At 57.1% G+C, this 16056-nt stretch carries 15 protein-coding genes; 6 read left to right on the top strand and 9 right to left on the bottom strand.

Going from position 1 to position 16056, the window contains the following annotated elements; genetic code table 11:
* Positions 1 to 30: 30 nt before the first annotated feature.
* From sufC to ABH899_RS05080, 3 genes are all read right to left on the bottom strand, one after another.
* Positions 31 to 867 (bottom strand): Fe-S cluster assembly ATPase SufC, encoded by an 837-nt coding sequence (sufC, locus tag ABH899_RS05090; RefSeq protein WP_042229035.1) that lies wholly within the window; start codon positions 865 to 867, stop codon positions 31 to 33.
* Positions 868 to 1222: 355 nt separating this feature from the next.
* A complete protein-coding gene (locus ABH899_RS05085; protein ID WP_369994542.1) occupies positions 1223 to 1816 on the bottom strand; it encodes a DUF1802 family protein in 594 nt (197 codons plus the stop codon).
* Positions 1817 to 2062: 246 nt separating this feature from the next.
* Positions 2063 to 2512 carry a Dps family protein gene (locus ABH899_RS05080; RefSeq protein ID WP_218229226.1) on the bottom strand — a complete coding sequence of 150 codons (450 nt, stop codon included), beginning with the start codon at positions 2510 to 2512 and terminating at the stop codon, positions 2063 to 2065.
* A gap of 201 nt (positions 2513 to 2713) precedes the next feature.
* Here ABH899_RS05080 and mtnK point away from each other — a divergent pair, with 201 nt between their 5' ends.
* Together mtnK and mtnA are read left to right on the top strand one after the other, a co-directional pair.
* Complete coding sequence (mtnK, locus tag ABH899_RS05075; protein WP_369994539.1) at positions 2714 to 3940, top strand: S-methyl-5-thioribose kinase; 1227 nt, start codon at positions 2714 to 2716, stop codon at positions 3938 to 3940.
* The gene (gene mtnA / locus ABH899_RS05070; RefSeq protein WP_369994537.1) at positions 3940 to 5049 is read left to right on the top strand and encodes an S-methyl-5-thioribose-1-phosphate isomerase; all 1110 of its coding nucleotides are present in this window, start codon (positions 3940 to 3942) and stop codon (positions 5047 to 5049) included. The genes mtnK and mtnA overlap by 1 nt, the downstream gene beginning before the upstream one ends.
* Before the next feature lie 316 nt (positions 5050 to 5365).
* On the opposite strand, the gene ABH899_RS05065 is transcribed toward mtnA, so the two are convergent.
* A complete protein-coding gene (locus tag ABH899_RS05065; RefSeq protein ID WP_218229224.1) occupies positions 5366 to 6067 on the bottom strand; it encodes a TetR/AcrR family transcriptional regulator in 702 nt (233 codons plus the stop codon).
* 160 nt (positions 6068 to 6227) lie between these two features.
* On the opposite strand from ABH899_RS05065, the gene ABH899_RS05060 reads away from it, so the two are divergent.
* Positions 6228 to 7928, top strand: coding sequence for a DHA2 family efflux MFS transporter permease subunit (locus ABH899_RS05060; protein WP_369994534.1), 1701 nt, complete (start codon positions 6228 to 6230; stop codon positions 7926 to 7928).
* Between the two features lie 278 nt (positions 7929 to 8206).
* Here ABH899_RS05060 and ABH899_RS05055 read toward each other — a convergent pair whose 3' ends face one another.
* On the bottom strand, positions 8207 to 9166 hold the full coding sequence (locus ABH899_RS05055; protein ID WP_369994532.1) for an aldo/keto reductase family protein: 960 nt from the start codon (positions 9164 to 9166) through the stop codon (positions 8207 to 8209).
* A gap of 195 nt (positions 9167 to 9361) precedes the next feature.
* On the opposite strand from ABH899_RS05055, the gene ABH899_RS05050 reads away from it, so the two are divergent.
* Positions 9362 to 9727, top strand: a complete 366-nt coding sequence (locus tag ABH899_RS05050; RefSeq protein ID WP_218229221.1) for a winged helix-turn-helix transcriptional regulator — start codon at positions 9362 to 9364, stop codon at positions 9725 to 9727.
* A gap of 94 nt (positions 9728 to 9821) precedes the next feature.
* Positions 9822 to 10283, top strand: a complete 462-nt coding sequence (locus ABH899_RS05045; RefSeq protein WP_218229670.1) for an ester cyclase — start codon at positions 9822 to 9824, stop codon at positions 10281 to 10283.
* 368 nt (positions 10284 to 10651) lie between these two features.
* Here ABH899_RS05045 and ABH899_RS05040 read toward each other — a convergent pair whose 3' ends face one another.
* Entirely contained in the window at positions 10652 to 11647 is a 996-nt protein-coding gene (locus tag ABH899_RS05040) for a Gfo/Idh/MocA family protein (RefSeq protein ID WP_369994528.1), read from the bottom strand.
* A gap of 296 nt (positions 11648 to 11943) precedes the next feature.
* On the opposite strand from ABH899_RS05040, the gene ABH899_RS05035 reads away from it, so the two are divergent.
* On the top strand, positions 11944 to 12564 hold the full coding sequence (locus tag ABH899_RS05035) for a pyridoxamine 5'-phosphate oxidase family protein (RefSeq protein ID WP_369994525.1): 621 nt from the start codon (positions 11944 to 11946) through the stop codon (positions 12562 to 12564).
* Between the two features lie 461 nt (positions 12565 to 13025).
* Here ABH899_RS05035 and ptsP read toward each other — a convergent pair whose 3' ends face one another.
* The 3 genes from ptsP to ABH899_RS05020 form a co-directional block, all read right to left on the bottom strand.
* Positions 13026 to 14783 carry a phosphoenolpyruvate--protein phosphotransferase gene (ptsP, locus tag ABH899_RS05030; protein ID WP_369994523.1) on the bottom strand — a complete coding sequence of 586 codons (1758 nt, stop codon included), beginning with the start codon at positions 14781 to 14783 and terminating at the stop codon, positions 13026 to 13028.
* Positions 14783 to 15052: an HPr family phosphocarrier protein gene (locus ABH899_RS05025; RefSeq protein ID WP_009671524.1), complete on the bottom strand. Its 270-nt coding sequence runs from the start codon at positions 15050 to 15052 to the stop codon at positions 14783 to 14785. The genes ptsP and ABH899_RS05025 overlap by 1 nt, the downstream gene beginning before the upstream one ends.
* Before the next feature lie 267 nt (positions 15053 to 15319).
* On the bottom strand, positions 15320 to 16054 hold the full coding sequence (locus ABH899_RS05020) for an SIS domain-containing protein (protein ID WP_369995129.1): 735 nt from the start codon (positions 16052 to 16054) through the stop codon (positions 15320 to 15322).
* Positions 16055 to 16056 lie beyond the last annotated feature (2 nt).

Below are 16056 nucleotides of genomic sequence, written 5' to 3'. Positions count from 1 at the left end.
CTATTTCCTCCTAATATATAGCCCAGGCCATTAGTTATATTTCGGTGCGGTTGTGTTCATAGGAACTTGGAATTCTTGCTCGTCGTCATTGCCGACTGTTTCGTCGACGATGCCCAGCTCTTCTTTAATCCAGTCATAGCCGTCTTTCTCCAGACGCTGCGCCAGCTCAGGACCGCCGGATTTGACGATTCTTCCCTGCATCATCACGTGTACGAAGTCAGGTGTTACATAATCCAGCAGGCGCTGGTAGTGGGTAATGATCAGGAAGCCGCGGTCTTCGCTGCGCATAGCGTTAACGCCTGTAGCGACGATGCGAAGGGCATCAATATCGAGACCGGAGTCGATCTCGTCAAGAATAACGATGCGCGGATCGAGCATCAGCATTTGCAGAATTTCATTCCGCTTCTTCTCGCCGCCGGAGAAACCTTCGTTCAGGTAACGGTGCATGAACTCCGGATTCATTTCGAGTTCTTTCATTTTGCTTTCCATCTGGCGGATAAATTTGATCAGGGAAATTTCGCTGCCTTCTTCACGGCGCGCGTTGATCGCGCTGCGGAGGAAGTCGGCATTCGTTACGCCGGCGATTTCGCTCGGATACTGCATAGCCAGGAACAGGCCTGCGCGCGCTCTTTCGTCAACGGCCATTTCCAGCACGTCTTCGCCGTCCAGGCTGATGGAGCCATCGGTCACTTCATATTTAGGGTGGCCCATGATCGTGGAAGCCAGCGTACTTTTACCGGTACCGTTAGGTCCCATGATGGCGTGGATTTCTCCGCCTTTAACTTCAAGGCTTAAGCCTTTCAGGATCTCTTTGCCTTCGATTTGTGCCTTAAGACCCTCTATTGTGAATACGGGTGCGTTTGCCATAGTGAATTAACCCTCCAACTTTTCAATGAATTTCACTTTATAATCATTCTAATATGATTATCAATGATTCTCAATAGCTTCATCATAGTCTATGCCGCCTGCTTAAATCAAGAAAGGGCATTTTCCCCGGTCTATCGTCTTTAATCGCCGTCATATGAGCTTTTTCATTGTGCGGCGAATAAAACTATGTAATTCCTTCCAGAATAACCGGCTTGCCGCAAAAAGAATCCGGTTTGAACAACTCCTGTTCATTCCTGGTCATTCCATGCTAAACCTACTCCGTCCTGGCCTCGGGAAGCCTGTTCAGGCTGCGGCAGTCGATGGGAAGGTATGGACACGGCCGGTTGTATGGAGACTAAGCCCCGTTGACCGGCCCGCCGGCCGCCAGAGCTTTCTCCACTCTCTCCACCGCCGCCCGGAACGCTTCGTCGCTCAACACCGGCGTTCTGCCGGCGGACTCCAGCTCCCCGTGAAGCTCAATCCAGGACTTGCAGCCTTCATAGGAAGGATCGACGGTCAAGGTAACCGGCTTGTCCAGCTTATACACACGGAGCAGCATGACATGAAGGGGCTGCTTGCGCTTCCATTTCAATCTTTCCTCCGCAAAGGTTTCGGTCCAGATATGAAAAGGCTGCAGCTTATCCAGCGTCTCCCCGTCGCTTATTTCGATGTCGCGGACCAATTCGGCCCAGGAGGAAATCGTCACCTGCCTGTCGTCCGGATTCCAGCCGTCCAAGGTTTCTTGAAGTCTCGGATGCGCGGAATCTTTGATGAGATGCGGCTTCTGATGCTCGTAGGTAGGATACAGGTAAAAAGCATCGGAAACGACGCGGAAATCCCGCGTTTCTTCGCGAATGCCGCCTTTGCGCATGATGAGAATCTGCTCGCCCTGCTCCAAAACCTGTACGGCCGAAGCCCATTCTTTCAAAGCCATTTGGGAATGTGTCACCGTTTACACCTCTCTTGCCCGTTATTCGGCTCACTCCCTCTTATTATAGTAGGCGTTTTCCCAAAAAGCCAAACCCGTCCGGCAAAAATCTTGGTAAATCGACGGTAAATTTTTCGCAAAGGCAACCGCAAAAAACCGGCGCTCCTCGTTAGAGGCCGCCGGCCGGCATCCGTAATCGGTATTTTGCCCGGATCGCAAGGCATATGACTGCGGCTGTGGTCAGCAAGTTCATACCGCCCGCTTCCGTCAGCCGTTCAGGAAAGAACCGAGCATCCAGCTGTGCTTCTCCAGGGACTGCGTAATGCCAAGCAGCATATCGGCGGTTCCTTCGTCCCCGGCTTCCTCGGCTTCTTTCATGCCCGTTTTGCATTCGCTTATGATGGTATCAAAATCGGCCAGCAGGGCGCGCACCATGGCATCCGGCTTCTCGCTCCCCGCGGCTTCCCCGATGCCGGACAATTCCAGGCACTCTTTGAGCGTGGCGACGGGTTTGCCTCCGATCGCAAGCAGACGTTCGGCCAGTTCATCGACATAGCCTGCCGCTTCGTTGTAGAGCTCCTCGAACTTCACGTGCAGCGTGAAGAATTGATCTCCTTTTACATACCAATGATAATTGTGGAGCTTGACGTAAAGCACGGTCCAGTTGGCTACTTGTTTGTTCAATACTTTGTGGGCGGAACGGATCGCAATCGACATGACGTACCTCCTGATGTGGGATATCTTCCGGTAGTGTAGGCCGAACGGAGTCGTTTTATGTAAGCCGTGTCCAGGGACCGGAGCCCTAAAAATTGTGTTTCATGCAGGGGTGTTTTCCTTTATACTAGTATTTAAGTCGGAATTAACGGACAACCCGGTACAAGCCGCCACTTATTAATTCTTTCTCAGGAGGAACGCCAAATGACTACGACTTACCACGCGCTGACGGAAGCGGAAGCGATTGCATATGCCAAAGGACTGCCGAACATTTTCGCGCCCGACGCGGTGCTGACAAGCCGTGAGATCGGGGACGGCAATCTTAATCTTGTTTTTCATATCTCGGATGAAAAGGCCGGACGGAGCCTGATTCTGAAGCAGGCGCTGCCTTACGCGAAAGTCGTAGGAGAATCGTGGCCGCTTACGCTGGACCGCGCGCGGATCGAAAGCGAAGCCCTGCAGCTCCAAGGTTCCCTGTGCCCGGACCTCGTTCCTCACGTATTCGCGTATGAGAAGGAACTTGCGCTGACGGTTATGGAAGATTTGAGCGACCACGTCATCATGCGCAAGGGCTTGATCGAGAAAAACAAATACCCGCTCTTCGCGAAACATATCGGCCGGTTTATGGCACGCACGCTGTTTTTCTCGTCGGATCTCGGAATGAACCAGCAGGAGAAGAAACAGCGGGTCGGCCGGTTCATTAATCCGGAGTTGTGCAAAATCACGGAGGATCTTATTTTCGACGATCCATACCGCGATTCGGAAAATAACAGCATCGAAGATCATTTGAAAGATGCCGTTCATGCTATCTGGCAGGACCGCGAACTTCATCTGGAAGTCGCCATTCTGCGCAATACGTTCCTTACGCGTGCCGAAGCTCTGCTTCACGGCGATCTGCATACGGGCAGTATTTTCATCAAAGAAGATTCCACGAAAGTAATCGATCCCGAATTCGCCTACTACGGGCCGATGGGCTTTGATATCGGTGCGGTCCTGGCCAATCTGCTGCTGAATTACGCAGGACAGGAAGGCTGGAGCGCGGGCGAGGCCGAGCGTACGGACTACCGGGAGTACCTGCTGGAAACCGTGAAAGAAGTGTGGACGGTATTCGAGCGTGAATTCCGCGCCCTGTGGGACAACGAAACCGTCGATCCGATGTCCGAAACGCCCGCCTATCAGGACTGGTACATGAACCGCGTTCTTCAGGAGACGATCGGATTCGCCGGCTGCAAAATGGTCCGCCGGATCTACGGCCTCTCGCACGTGGCGGACATTGACGGAATCGAAGACGCCGCGGCACGCGAACGGGCGCAGAGGCTTGCGCTTGCGATCGGCACGACCCTGATCAAGCGCGCCCGTCAGGCAAGCTCGATCGACGAACTGATTGCGGCCGCCCGCGAGGCTGCCGTCGCGAAGGAGGGAGTCCGCTAATGACTGCAAACGAAAACGGAGTACAAAGCGAAGGCCAGCGCGGCTGGATCCAGTCCGTCCGCTGGAACGGAGAGCGGCTCGATCTTCTCGATCAGCGGCTGCTTCCCGAGGAAATCGTCTACCTGCCGCTGGAAACGCCCCACGAGGTGTGGGAAGCCATCCGCCACCTGAAAGTCCGCGGAGCGCCCGCGATCGGCATCGCGGCGGCTTACGGGGTCTTCCTCGGCATCCGCGACGCCGAAGAAGACGAGGCCATCTCGCGCGAAGCGAACCGGCGGCGCCTGGCGGGAGAAGTCGCCAAGCAGGCGGACTATCTCGCCACCTCGCGCCCGACCGCCGTCAATCTGTTCTGGGCACTCGACCGGCTCAAGCGGCTGACGCAGAAACTTGTCGAGATGGACATTTCGCACGGCGAAATGAAGCAGGCGGTTCTCACCGAGGCGATCCTGATCCAGGCTGAGGATGAAGAAACGAACCGCCGTATCGGCGAGTTCGCCCTGGAGCTGTTCGAGGACGGCATGGGCGTCCTCACGCACTGCAACGCCGGCGGACTCGCGACGGCGAAGTACGGCACCGCGCTGGCGCCGTTCTACCTGGCCCAGGAGAAAGGCGTCTCGCTGAAGGTGTACGCCGACGAGACGCGTCCGGTCCTGCAGGGCGCGCGCCTGACGGCGTTCGAGCTTCAGCAGGCGGGCGTCGACGTGACGCTGATCTGCGACAATATGGCCGGCGCGGTCATGAAGAAGGACTGGGTGCAGGCCGTCATCGTCGGCACCGACCGCGTGGCCGCCAACGGCGACGTGGCCAACAAGATCGGCACGTACAGCGTGGCCGTGCTTGCCAAAGCCCACGGCATCCCGTTCTATGTGGCGTGTCCGATGTCCACGATCGACCTCAGCACGCCGACAGGGGAAGATATTCCGATCGAGGAGCGCGGCGAGGAAGAGATCACGCAGGGCTTCGGCAAGCGTACCGCCCCGCAGGGCGTCAAAGTGTACAATCCCGCTTTCGACGTGACGCCGAACGAATACGTGACGGCGATCATTACGGAGAAAGGGATTGTCCGCGCGCCTTTTGCGGAGAATCTCGCCAAATTGTTCGAAGAATAATCCGCCGGTTGTCCCGGCAAACAAGAAGCCAGCCCGGTTAAAATTCCGGGCTGGCTTTTCGCGCTGCGGGTCGCAGGGCAATGCTTACGGCAGAGTAGATTCAGGCTATTCACGCGGTTCATGCCGTTTATGGTGTACTCGTCGGCGCTTCCCTTGGTGATCAGAGTGTCTGTGGCGTTTGATCTCATGCAGGTCTCTTCCCCGCCGGAATTACAAACGGATGCCGGCTTGTGCTTACTGCACTCAGCAAGGAGAATCCGCCGTCGGTCAGCTCTTTACTTTCGTCCGTGTCCGAGACACACGTCCCGGACACGGATCAGGACGGGGAGCTTTCTCCTCGCGATGCCTTTTCGACTTTGAGCGCCTTCTGAATGATGACAGGCATATCGGGAAGGTCTTTCCAGATGTCGAGCGAATCTTTCTCCGCTCCGAGCAGCTTTTCCAGAATTTCACCGATGGCTTGAAGCTTCGTCACTACTTCTTCCACCGTCCAGGCGAAAATGCCGGGATCGTAGAGGAAAAACAAACCGACCATAAAAAACTCGACCACTTCCTGAGGATGGCTCGTATGGAAGCTCCCCTCCCGGATCCCCTGCTCGATAATGCCCGTAATGAAAGGCGTGTAAGCCTTGACGGATTCCACGAGCATTTTTTGATGAAGAAGCGCGTTGTTCTCATGGTGCATATAATCCAGATTGTCCAGATTTTCTCCCCGCTGAACGAAATCTTCTTTCATGACCTTGATGATCTTCTCCCGCCCGGACAGCTCCGGGTCTTCCGCAATGGACGAAATAAGCCCCATGTGTTCATCCAGCATACGCCGGATCATCGTGTCCGCCAGTTCGTCTTTCGACTTAAAATAATAATAAAAGGTCCCTTGAGCGACCCCGACCTGTTTAACGATATCGCTAACCGCCGTGCGTTCGTATCCCTTCACCCGGAACAGCGACTCCGCAGCGGATAAAAGTTCCTGTTTGCGTTCCTCCGGACTTTTCGTTACACGTGCCAACTTCTCCACCGCCTTTATGCCTGCCTGTCCGATTCGGGTTGAAAAATAATCGGGGAAGGAGGCTCTTTCTTTTAAATTTAACTATTGACTGTCAGTCAGTCAATGTTATATAGTTTTTTCATCGACTGATTGACAGTCAGTCAATTATATCTATGGAGGATTCCCACCCATGCAAAAATCACGCAAGATCCCCGCCATCCTTACACTTCTGCTCGGTTTTTTTATGGCGATTCTCGACACGAGTATCGTCAATGTCGCGCTTCCCCGGATGAGCGAGTTTTACGGCGCTGACACCGCCGGCATATCCTGGGTCGTGAACGGCTACAGCCTGTCGTTCGCCGTTTTTCTGCTCGCCGCTTCCCGCCTCGCCGACCAGTTCGGCCGTAAAAAAGCATTTATGACCGGCTTGTTCCTCTTCACCTTGAGTTCCCTTCTGTGCGGTCTGGCAGGATCCATCACGTCCCTCATCCTTTTCCGTGTTCTGCAAGGGATCGGCGCGGCCTTGATCACCCCTCTGGTCGCCCCTCTGCTGCTGGCCCTGTTCCCTCCCGAAAAGAAAGCCGTCATGATGGGCATTACCGGCGCTTTGGCCGGCCTTGCGGCCGCAAGCGGACCCGCCCTGGGCGGTGTCCTCTCGTACCAGCTCGACTGGCAGTGGATTTTCTACATTAATATCCCGATCGGCGCCCTGGCTCTCGTGCTGGCCGCCTCCTCCCTGGCGGAATCTTACGATCCGACGGCTACGCGAAAGCTCGACTGGGGCGGTATGCTGACGGTATCGGCCGCTTCGCTGACCTTGACGCTCGCTTTTATGCAGGCGAACGAGAAAGGCTGGGATTCTCCTTATATTTTGTCCCTTTTCGCCGCGGCTCTGGTTTCCCTTCTCCTGTTCCTATGGATCGAATCCCGTGTAAAAGAACCGATGCTGCCGCTGTCTCTTTTCAGGATCAAACGGTTCCCGTCCGGCAATCTCGGCCTGTTCCTGCTCGGAATCGGCATGACCGGCCCGACCTTCATCCTCGCGTTCTTCCTCACGCAGGTGATCGGCATGACGGAGCTGCGCGCCGGACTCATTATTAGCGTCCTGGCCGTCGCGTCCATGATCTGCTCCGTGCTTGCCGCCAAAGGCGCCGCCAAGCTGGGCCCGCGGATATTCTCGGTCACCGGAATGATCCTCCTTGGCCTCGGAACTTACCTGCTGGCGGGACTCACGACGGAATCCACGACTCTGGATTACATTTGGCGCCTGGTGATTGCCGGGATGGGAACCGGCATGGCGATCGCGAATTTGACGGCAACGACCGTCCTGCTTCCCCCGCCGGATAAAACGACCATCGCCATGGGCATCGGCACCATGGCCAGGACGATCGGAAGCGCGCTCGGCATCGCCGTGCTCGTCGCCCTGCTGTCCCAATCCATGCGGACGGAGATGGCTTCGGCCAAAACGAAGCTGGCGGAACGGATCGCAAGCAGCTCTCTGTCTGCGGAAAGCAAGGCGGGACTTGCCGAAGCTCTGCAGCAGGCCGGAAGCGGCGGGACTGCGGCTGCGGGAGGCGCTTCAGGGGCGATGCGAGGCCTTCTCGACCAGTGGGACCGCAAGGAGCGGGAACAGCTCCAAGCCGCGTCCCCCGAAGCGGCCGGGCGGGTGAAGGAAGCCTTCGCCAAAGACAAAGCGGAGCTGCAGGGCCTGCTCCCCCAGCTTCAGGCGACGGTGAATACCCATACGACGGCCGCGTTCGGCCTGGTGTTTAAAATCAGCTGCCTGGCTCTGCTTCTCGGCGCCGTCTGCGCTTTCGTTAACGGACGCAAGGCGACGGAGCCCGCACGGGAAGCGGAACGTGTGGAAAATGCCCTCCGCTCCCCGCAGTAGGCGGACGGCAAAACAAAATCACCGGTTCCATGACCGGTGATTTTTATGCGCCTGTTTGGTTTATAGGCGTCCCAAGGTTAGGAACCGTGGGGATATGTGAGTTCAGGCGCGCATGGGGGCGAGGCCGAAAGGATGGCAAGAGACGCCCGCCCGGCCGGCGATTCAGTTCTTGGATCGCGTTTGCGTTGCGCAATTCCGGCCCGGGGAACCAAACGGCTCCTCCGCGTCTTTGCCAAGCTGCTCGTCATTAAGGCGGGCTTGCCTCCGTCCCGAACCGGTTACTTCCCGGCCGCTTCGCTCCCCGAGAGAACCGCCTCGATCCGCTCCAGCACGTCCGCCGCCAGCTTCACGCCGTCAGCCTTCACATTCTGCTCCACCTGCTCCGGACGGCTTGCGCCTACGAGAGCGCTCGCTACGTTCGGCTGGCGCAGAATCCAGGCAAGGGCCAGCTGTCCCACGGTAAGCTCCAGCTCCGCCGCGATACCTTCGAGCTGCTTCACCTTCGCGATGTTCTCTGCCGTCACGGCGCCGCGCATCGTTTCGACTTTGGCGGCGCGGCTGTCGGCCGGGATTTCATCCGCCGACTTGTATTTGCCGGTCAGGAGTCCTTGCGCGAGCGGCGAGAATACAACTTGACCGATTCCTTTTTCCTCGCCCAGAGGGATGATGTCTTTCTCGATATACCGGTTGAACATGTTGTAAACCGGCTGGTTGACGACGATTTTATCCAGCAGGTATCTCTCGGCCAGACCGAGCGCATCCGCCATTTGAGCCGCCGTCCATTCGCTTACCCCTATGTAAAGCACTTTGCCCTGGGTAACGAGATCGTCAAGGGCGCGGAGCGTTTCCTCCAGCGGCGTCTCGGGATCGTACCGGTGGCAGTAATAAATGTCGACGTAGTCGGTTCCCAGTCTTTTCAGACTGGCATGCGCCTGCTCCATGATATGCTTGCGGGAAAGGCCTCTGTCGTTCGGTCCTTCGCCCATCGGCCAGAAAGCTTTTGTCGCCAGCACATAAGATTCGCGCGGATATTCCTTCAAAGTGTCGCCGACCACCTTCTCGGCTTCACCCTGCTTGTAAACGTTTGCGGTATCGAAGAAGTTAACGCCCAAATCGTAAGCTTTACGGATCGATTGAACCGCATTGTCACGTTCGACGTAGCCTCCATAAGTAAGCCAGCTTCCGAGGCTAATCTCACTGACCTTCAAGCCCGACCGTCCGAGTCTGCGATAATGCATGTTCCATAAACCTCCCCAATCTGTTTTCACGAAGCGGAAAAGCCGCCTCCCATTGCCATCATAAAATACTTTCTATATGATGAACAGTAGTGATCTTTTTTTGATCATACCCATAAAATTGTAGCTGCTACACTTTTGTTTAGCAGGGCTCCGGCCTTGCGGCGGACTTATTTTTTTAAAGGGGGAAGCGCCTTCATGACAGCTCAATCCGGGAAAATACCGACGGAACCGGCGGCAAGCAGCTATATTCCGAAGGAGCCCTGCGTCATCGAATGCTCTATCGAAAAGACACTCGATGTAATCGGCGGAAAATGGGCGTTTCTTGTTATCCGGGAGCTTTTCGACGGAACGAGACGCTTCGGGGAGCTTCAGCGGAGCATTGCTTCGATCAGCCCTACCGCGCTGACGAATATTCTCCGCCATCTGGAGAAACAGGGCGTGCTTGAACGGAAAGCCTTCGCGACTGTGCCGGTTACGGTGGAGTATACACTGACGCCGAAAGGCCGCGATTTACACAAGATTTTAAAAGAAATGAAGCTCTGGGCGGCAAAATGGACCTGACTGACGCAGGGACGAATTGTTCGGTCAACCGGCAGCGGACATAACAAGCCGATACATGAACCAAGGAGAGCGAGGAAAAAGAATCATGACAGCTTTGAGACCGGAAGAAGTGGTCAAGCGTTTTTTTGATGAAGTGCGGTCGGGGAAAAAACTAGCGGCCGCTCCCGAGCTGATGGCCGGTAAAGTATTCGCCCACCAGGTCCAGTCGGAGCAAGAAGCGACGGTCGAGCGCACGCCCGAAGTTTATGCGGAGCACGTGCAGGAAATGCTCGATGCCTACGGCCCCTTCACCCTGGAAGTGCAGGAACTCCTGGGCTCCGGCGACCGGGTGTACGTACGCTGGAAGCAGACGGGAAAGCACATCGGTGAAGTCGACGGCTATCCGCCGACCGGCCTGCCCGTTATCGAGCTGGCGAGCGCGGTGTACCGGGTGGAGAACGGCAAAATCGCCGAATACTGGATCCAGATCGACCGGGCCGGCATCGAACGTCAGTTGAAGCGCAATGCAGTGGAAGCCGGGGCGGTAACAGCCACGGCGGACGGGGCGGCTGACTAGCGGGCTGTCCTAGAGAATCGCCGAGCCGGCGGATACAGGGTCGGCCGGGATCGCTGCGCTTTCGGTTGACGGGACAAGCAGCCGAACAAGGTACAAGGTACAAGGTACGCTAATGAAAGCTGATCTCACAGAAAGCCACAAAAAAAGAAGCCGGTTAACCGGCTTCTTTTCCGTCTTTATACAGCGCGATGCCGGAAAGAAATGATCAGGCGACGAGATGCGCCGGGAAAGCGCCCCCAAGTTCTGCCGAAGGCAGGCGGAGACACTGCCAAAACGTCCGTCGGCAGCCTGCCCCCCATTTACAGCACCGCATGCAGTTCCGGCGTGCAGTGCAGCGTCGCATGAGGGCGGGCCTTCATTCTCTTCTCTTAAAGCTTAACGGCGCAGCCGCTCGCTGCCGAAGCGTTGGACGCTTCCATCAGGCGGGTAAGGTCCGCTGCCAGCAGCAGATTTTCCTCCGCCAGGGTCCCAGACTCGATATGCGCCACCCACTGCTCGAAAGCCGAGGGCTTCGCCTGCGGGAGACCCGTCACCGTCTGCCACTCCTCCCCTTCCTGCGACCGTGTACGGAGCAGGAGCTTGCCGTCGTGCTGGGAGTACAGCAGGCTGCCCTGCGTGCCGTGAATCTCGATTACGAACGGAGAATGGCTGTTCACAAAGCCCGCTTCCACGATGCCCAGGGCACCGTTCGGGTAACGCAGTACGCTTACCGCGTTATCTTCCGCGGAGCGTCCCGTCACGTTGCCGTAATTCGCTGTCAGGCTTTCCGGCATACCCAGGAATAAGCGGGTCAGGTACATCGGATGACAGCCGAGGTCGATCATGGCGCCTCCCTGCGCAGCGGATTCGTCGAAGAAACGCTCGGGAAGCCAGCCGCCCCCTTCTTCGCGGCTTAATCCGCCGTTATGGGACAGTCTTGTACGGACCAGCGTCAGTTTTCCGAGGATTCCCTGTTCGAGAATGTCCTGAATCGCCAACGTATACGGAGCGTTCAATCTCGGCAGCGAAACCGTCATGACCACTCCCGCTTCGCGGACCGCGTCCATAATCTCGTCGCATTCTTTGTTCGTGGCGGCAACGACTTTTTCCGTGAAGATATGCTTGCCCGCTTTGGCCGCCGCCACCATAACGTCCCGGTGAAGATGGGTCGGGGTCGTCACGATAATGCCGTCGATTTCATCGTCGGCAAGCAGCTCATCCAGGTTTTCGTAAAATGGAATTCCGCGGTTTTCCGCTTCTTTACGGCCTCTGGCCGGGTCTTCATCCCAGATCGCGGTAATTTGAGTACCCGGATGCTGGTTGGCGTCTTTCTCGTAATCCAGGGCGTGAACGTGCCAGAAACTGAGCAGAGCGACTTTTAACATAAGAAAATACCTCCATTATGTCTGGTTGGTTTCGGTTAGCCGAAAGGGTGAAGCCCCTGTCCGGCGCATGCCTTTTGTTTGGAAGCTGCATGTGAATACATACCTGCTTAAAATGGTTTTACAGCATTTTGAACGCGCGTACATCATCCTGTGCAACCCACACCCTATCCTTTTACTTGCGATCGGCTGCACAACTGGTCCACTAAAAATAGCGTAAAGTGGCTCTTTAGAAAAGTCAACCGTCCCGCTAAGATGAAAAAAACAGCCGCAACCAGGCAACCATAGGGGTGGAGACTTTGAGAAGAAAAGAATTCGGTGTGGAAGACTGGCAGGAAATCGAGCAGTTTATGAGCGAAATGACATTCGGGATTCTGGGAACGACCGGCGAAGACGGGTACCCGAATTTAAAAGCTCTTAATTTTGTATACGCGGACGGCGCGATTTATGCCCACGGAAGCAAAGTCGGCGAAAAAACTTCGGACCTGGGCCGGAATCCTCTCGTCACGTTCGCCATAGCCAAGGAGTACGCGCTCATTCCTTCTTATTTTACGGAGCCCGTGTACGCCTGCCCGGCGACAGCTTTCTTTAAGTCCGTCGTGATAAAAGGTCATGCCGTACTCGTGGAAGATTTGGAGGAAAAAGCGAAGGCGCTCGGCGTCTTCATGGAAAAACTTCAGCCCGAGGGAGGCTATGAGCCATTCTCCCTGGAAAATCCGGGCTACGTCAGCCAAATCCGCGGCGTCGCCGTCATCCGCATCGACGTGGACGACCTGTCCGCCAAGTTCAAGTTCGGGCAGAACATGAAAGGCGCCAAGCGCGAGGCCGTGGTGACCGGGCTCGAAAACCGCGGGAAAGAACTGGACGAGGAAACCGTCCGGCTGATGAAGCTGTATTGCCCGGCGCATAAGGAGGGGTAACAGGCGGTGGACGAAAGCATCGCACCGCAGAGAGGGACGATGCCGTTCCGTCCTCCTCGCACAGGACGCAGCAGGTTTGGCTGCTGTCGGCGACCGCCTCCATGCGATGCCCGCCGCACGCGGGGAGCTGCAAGCGCGGTGTGTAAGGCGTCAGCCGCCCCGCTTATGGAGCAGCCGTGCAGGAAGGAAGTCTGACGCAGACTGCGCCCTCCCTTGCCTGATGGCCAAAACGAAAAACCCGGTTCCGCTTTATACGGAACCGGGTTGTTTTGTTTTGCGCCGATCTCTGTCGGGGAGTGCCTGCGTCCGAAACTTGATCGGAGGCTTAATTTGAAACCTCCGGAGCGGAAATACCGCTTCACAGGGGTGCGAGCAGGCAGCCTCCGCTTCAACCGCTAAACGCGCTATCGGCTTCAATCTTCGCATCAGCGTCAGTTTTCCAACCACTTAGCTGGCGGGATTTAAACAGCTTTAATCCCGCAGAACTCCTCAAGCGCCTGACGCACCGCCTGAGGCGTATCCAGAAGCAGCACCCGCTCCGCAAGCTCGCGGCACTCCTGACGGTCCAGTCCGGCGAGTACTTCCTTCAGCGGGCTGAGACGGCCGGCCTCCATGCTCCACTCGTCCAGTCCGAGACCGAGCAGAAGCGGCGCGGCCAGCGGATCGCCCGCCATACCGCCGCACATGCCGGTCCACTTGCCGGCCGAGTGCGAAGCTTCGATCACGGTGCGGATCAGTTGGAGAACGGCCGGATGGAAATAGTCGTACAAGTACGCCACGTGCTCGTTCATCCGGTCTACGGCCAGCGTATACTGGACCAGGTCGTTCGTCCCGATGCTGAAGAAGTCCACTTCCCGGGCGAACTGGCCCGCCATCACGGCCGCGGAAGGAATCTCGACCATGATGCCGACTTCCATGCCCTCGTCGAACGGGACGCCTTCCTGTCTCAGCTCCGCCTGTGCTTCCGCCAGGATTTCTTTGGCCTGCCGCCATTCCTGCAGGCCGGAAATCATCGGGAACATCACCTTCAACTTGCCGGAAGCGCTGGCCCGCAGAACCGCCCGCAGCTGCGTGAGCAGCAGCTCCTTGCGGCTGAGACCGATCCGTATCGCCCGGTAACCGAGGAAGGGGTTCACTTCCTTCGGCAGTTGCAGATACGGAAGCTCTTTATCTCCGCCGATATCCATCGTGCGGATGATCACGGGGCGGCCCTCCATCAGTTGGGCCGCTTCCAGATAGGCACGGTACTGTTCTTCCTCCCCCGGCATAGACGGGGAATTCATGAACAGGAACTCCGTGCGGTAGAGCCCCACGCCGTCCGCTCCCTGTGCGGCGGCGGCCCCGGCTTCCGCGGCGGTTCCGATGTTCGCCGCGAGCTCCACGCGCGTACCGTCCGCGGTTACCGCGGGACGGGCCGCGTACGCCTCGAGCGACTTGCGGCGCTCGAGATCCTGCCCCATGCGGAGCCGGTACTGCTCCGCTTCGGCTTCTCCCGGCCGGGCGATGCACAGCCCGGCGGCTCCGTCGACGACGAGGGTATCCCCGTCGTCGATGCCGTCCACGGCAGCGCCCGCGCCGACGATGGCGGCGATGCCGAGCGACCGCGCCAGAATGGCGGTGTGGGAGGTCGCCCCGCCCGTGCGGGTGATAAAGCCGACGACCTTGGCCGGGTCGAGCTGCACGGTGTCGGACGGCGTAAGATCGTCCGCCACGAGGATCACCTCGCCGGTGATTCCCTCAAGACCGGCTCTCTCTTCGGGCGACAGGCAGGCCAAGAGGCGGTTTCCGATATCGCGGATATCGGCGGCACGCTCTTTCATATAGTCGTTGGTCATGCCCTCGAACCAGGAGGCGACCTGACTTACGATTTCGGAGACGGCCTGCGGAGCCGGCTCCAGCTTTTCCCGGATCCGGGCTTCCATCTTCGGATAGAAAGCCGGATCGTCCAGCAGCTTCCGCTGGCCCGCCAAAATACCGGCCTGCTCTTCACCGACGGTTTCCTTCGCCTTCTCCGTGAGCTGTTCCAGTTCGCCCGCGCAGCGGGCTTTGGCTTCTCTAAGCTTGGCAAGCTCAGCCTCGACAACCACCGAATCAGCCGCAATAGGCTTCCATTCGGCAGACGCTCCGCCAGCATTCTCGTGCGCTGCGCGGTAAACGAATGCCTGCGCGATGCGGATTCCTTCCGAAACGCCGATTCCCTGAATATGCAGCCCCTTCATTAGGCTTCACCGAACTTGCTTTCGACAAGCTGCGTCAGCGCTTCAACGGCTTCCTTCTCTCCGTCGCCGCTCGCTTCGATCGTCACGACAGCTCCCTTTTCAATGCCGAGCGTCATCAGCTCCAGCATGCTTTTGCAATCCGCTGTGCGTCCGTCCCCGGTCTTCAGGTGCACCTCTGCTCCAAACTGGCCGGCTGTTTCAGCAAAAAGCTGAGCCGGACGGACATGAAAACCCTGCGCGTTCTGTATGGTTACTGTTTGTGCAAACATGTCGTTCCTCCTCACCCGTTCACCGCCGGATCAAGACCGCAAAAAAAGGATAGGGATGTATGGTTTCTCCCGACAGCTATCCGCTTAAGTTTTGCAAGTCGTCTTTCGGCGATTGTTCCCGGTTAACGTTTTTTTGGGGTTGATTGTACAAATTCCGTTCTTTGGTCTGCTTATCTCTCTATTACTCCACACATTTGCCGGATCTGAGCCGGATACAACCTTCTGTTTGATTTGCGGTTGTTTTTCTCTGTTAAGGCAGGTTAAGCGTTAAGCCAGCAGGGCGATCCGCTCTTTGTACGTTTGGATCAGCGCCTGGTTGTGCGCGTCGGAACCGTCGATGTTGCCGCTCAGGAACACCGGCGGGTTAAAGCCGTTTTCGATCATGATTTCAATGGACTCGGCAAAGACGGCGTTCAGGATCGCAGCTCCGATCACGGTCGAGCTCGGTGTGAAAGGGACTTGCAAGCCCGGATGATTCAGCACGGCGTCTCCTTTGACCGAGAAGTTGTCGATCACGAGATCCACCGCCTCGGACAGATGCTTGCCGCTGGTATGCCGCGAAGGCTGGCTCATGGAATATTCCAGAGAAGTAATCCCGACGGTAACGGCGCCTTTCTCCTTCGCCATCAGGGCGACATCGACCGGAACCGGATTGCGACCCGAAGTGGACAGGACAAATACGACTTCGTCCTTGCGGATATCCTGCTCCTTCATGAAATCGACCGCCAGATTGTTCTGTCTCTCCAGCTCCGACGAGCGTACCGCGCCTTCATGCAGCATCAGTTTCTCGACGAAGATCGGACGAATCGGGACAAGCCCGCCTGCCCGGTAGAATACTTCCTCGGTCAAAATATGCGAATGGCCGCAGCCGAACAAATGAATAATGCCGCCGTCCTGAATGCAGGCCGCCACTTTCTCGGCCGCTTCGCGAATCGGTCCGGCCTGTTCGGTCCGAACTTTGTTCAGCAGCTCGCCGATCACATCAAAATACGTATTCATCATCA

The organism is Paenibacillus sp. RC84, assembly GCF_041260495.1.
Lineage (GTDB): Bacteria > Bacillota > Bacilli > Paenibacillales > NBRC-103111 > Paenibacillus_F.
This window is presented reverse-complemented; position numbering and strand designations above follow the sequence as displayed.

Excerpts from the sequence above, each read along its gene's own strand:
- mtnK (WP_369994539.1), top strand. The coding sequence starts at position 2,714 with ATGACTACGACTTACCACGCGCTGACGGAAGCGGAAGCGATTGCATAT.
- ABH899_RS05025 (WP_009671524.1), bottom strand. The coding sequence starts at position 15,052 with ATGTTTGCACAAACAGTAACCATACAGAACGCGCAGGGTTTTCATGTC.
- sufC (WP_042229035.1), bottom strand. The coding sequence starts at position 867 with ATGGCAAACGCACCCGTATTCACAATAGAGGGTCTTAAGGCACAAATC.
- ABH899_RS05020 (WP_369995129.1), bottom strand. The coding sequence starts at position 16,054 with ATGATGAATACGTATTTTGATGTGATCGGCGAGCTGCTGAACAAAGTT.
- ABH899_RS05060 (WP_369994534.1), top strand. The coding sequence starts at position 6,228 with ATGCAAAAATCACGCAAGATCCCCGCCATCCTTACACTTCTGCTCGGT.
- mtnA (WP_369994537.1), top strand. The coding sequence starts at position 3,940 with ATGACTGCAAACGAAAACGGAGTACAAAGCGAAGGCCAGCGCGGCTGG.
- ABH899_RS05080 (WP_218229226.1), bottom strand. The coding sequence starts at position 2,512 with ATGTCGATTGCGATCCGTTCCGCCCACAAAGTATTGAACAAACAAGTA.
- ptsP (WP_369994523.1), bottom strand. The coding sequence starts at position 14,783 with ATGAAGGGGCTGCATATTCAGGGAATCGGCGTTTCGGAAGGAATCCGC.
- ABH899_RS05055 (WP_369994532.1), bottom strand. The coding sequence starts at position 9,166 with ATGCATTATCGCAGACTCGGACGGTCGGGCTTGAAGGTCAGTGAGATT.
- ABH899_RS05040 (WP_369994528.1), bottom strand. The coding sequence starts at position 11,647 with ATGTTAAAAGTCGCTCTGCTCAGTTTCTGGCACGTTCACGCCCTGGAT.
- ABH899_RS05050 (WP_218229221.1), top strand. The coding sequence starts at position 9,362 with ATGACAGCTCAATCCGGGAAAATACCGACGGAACCGGCGGCAAGCAGC.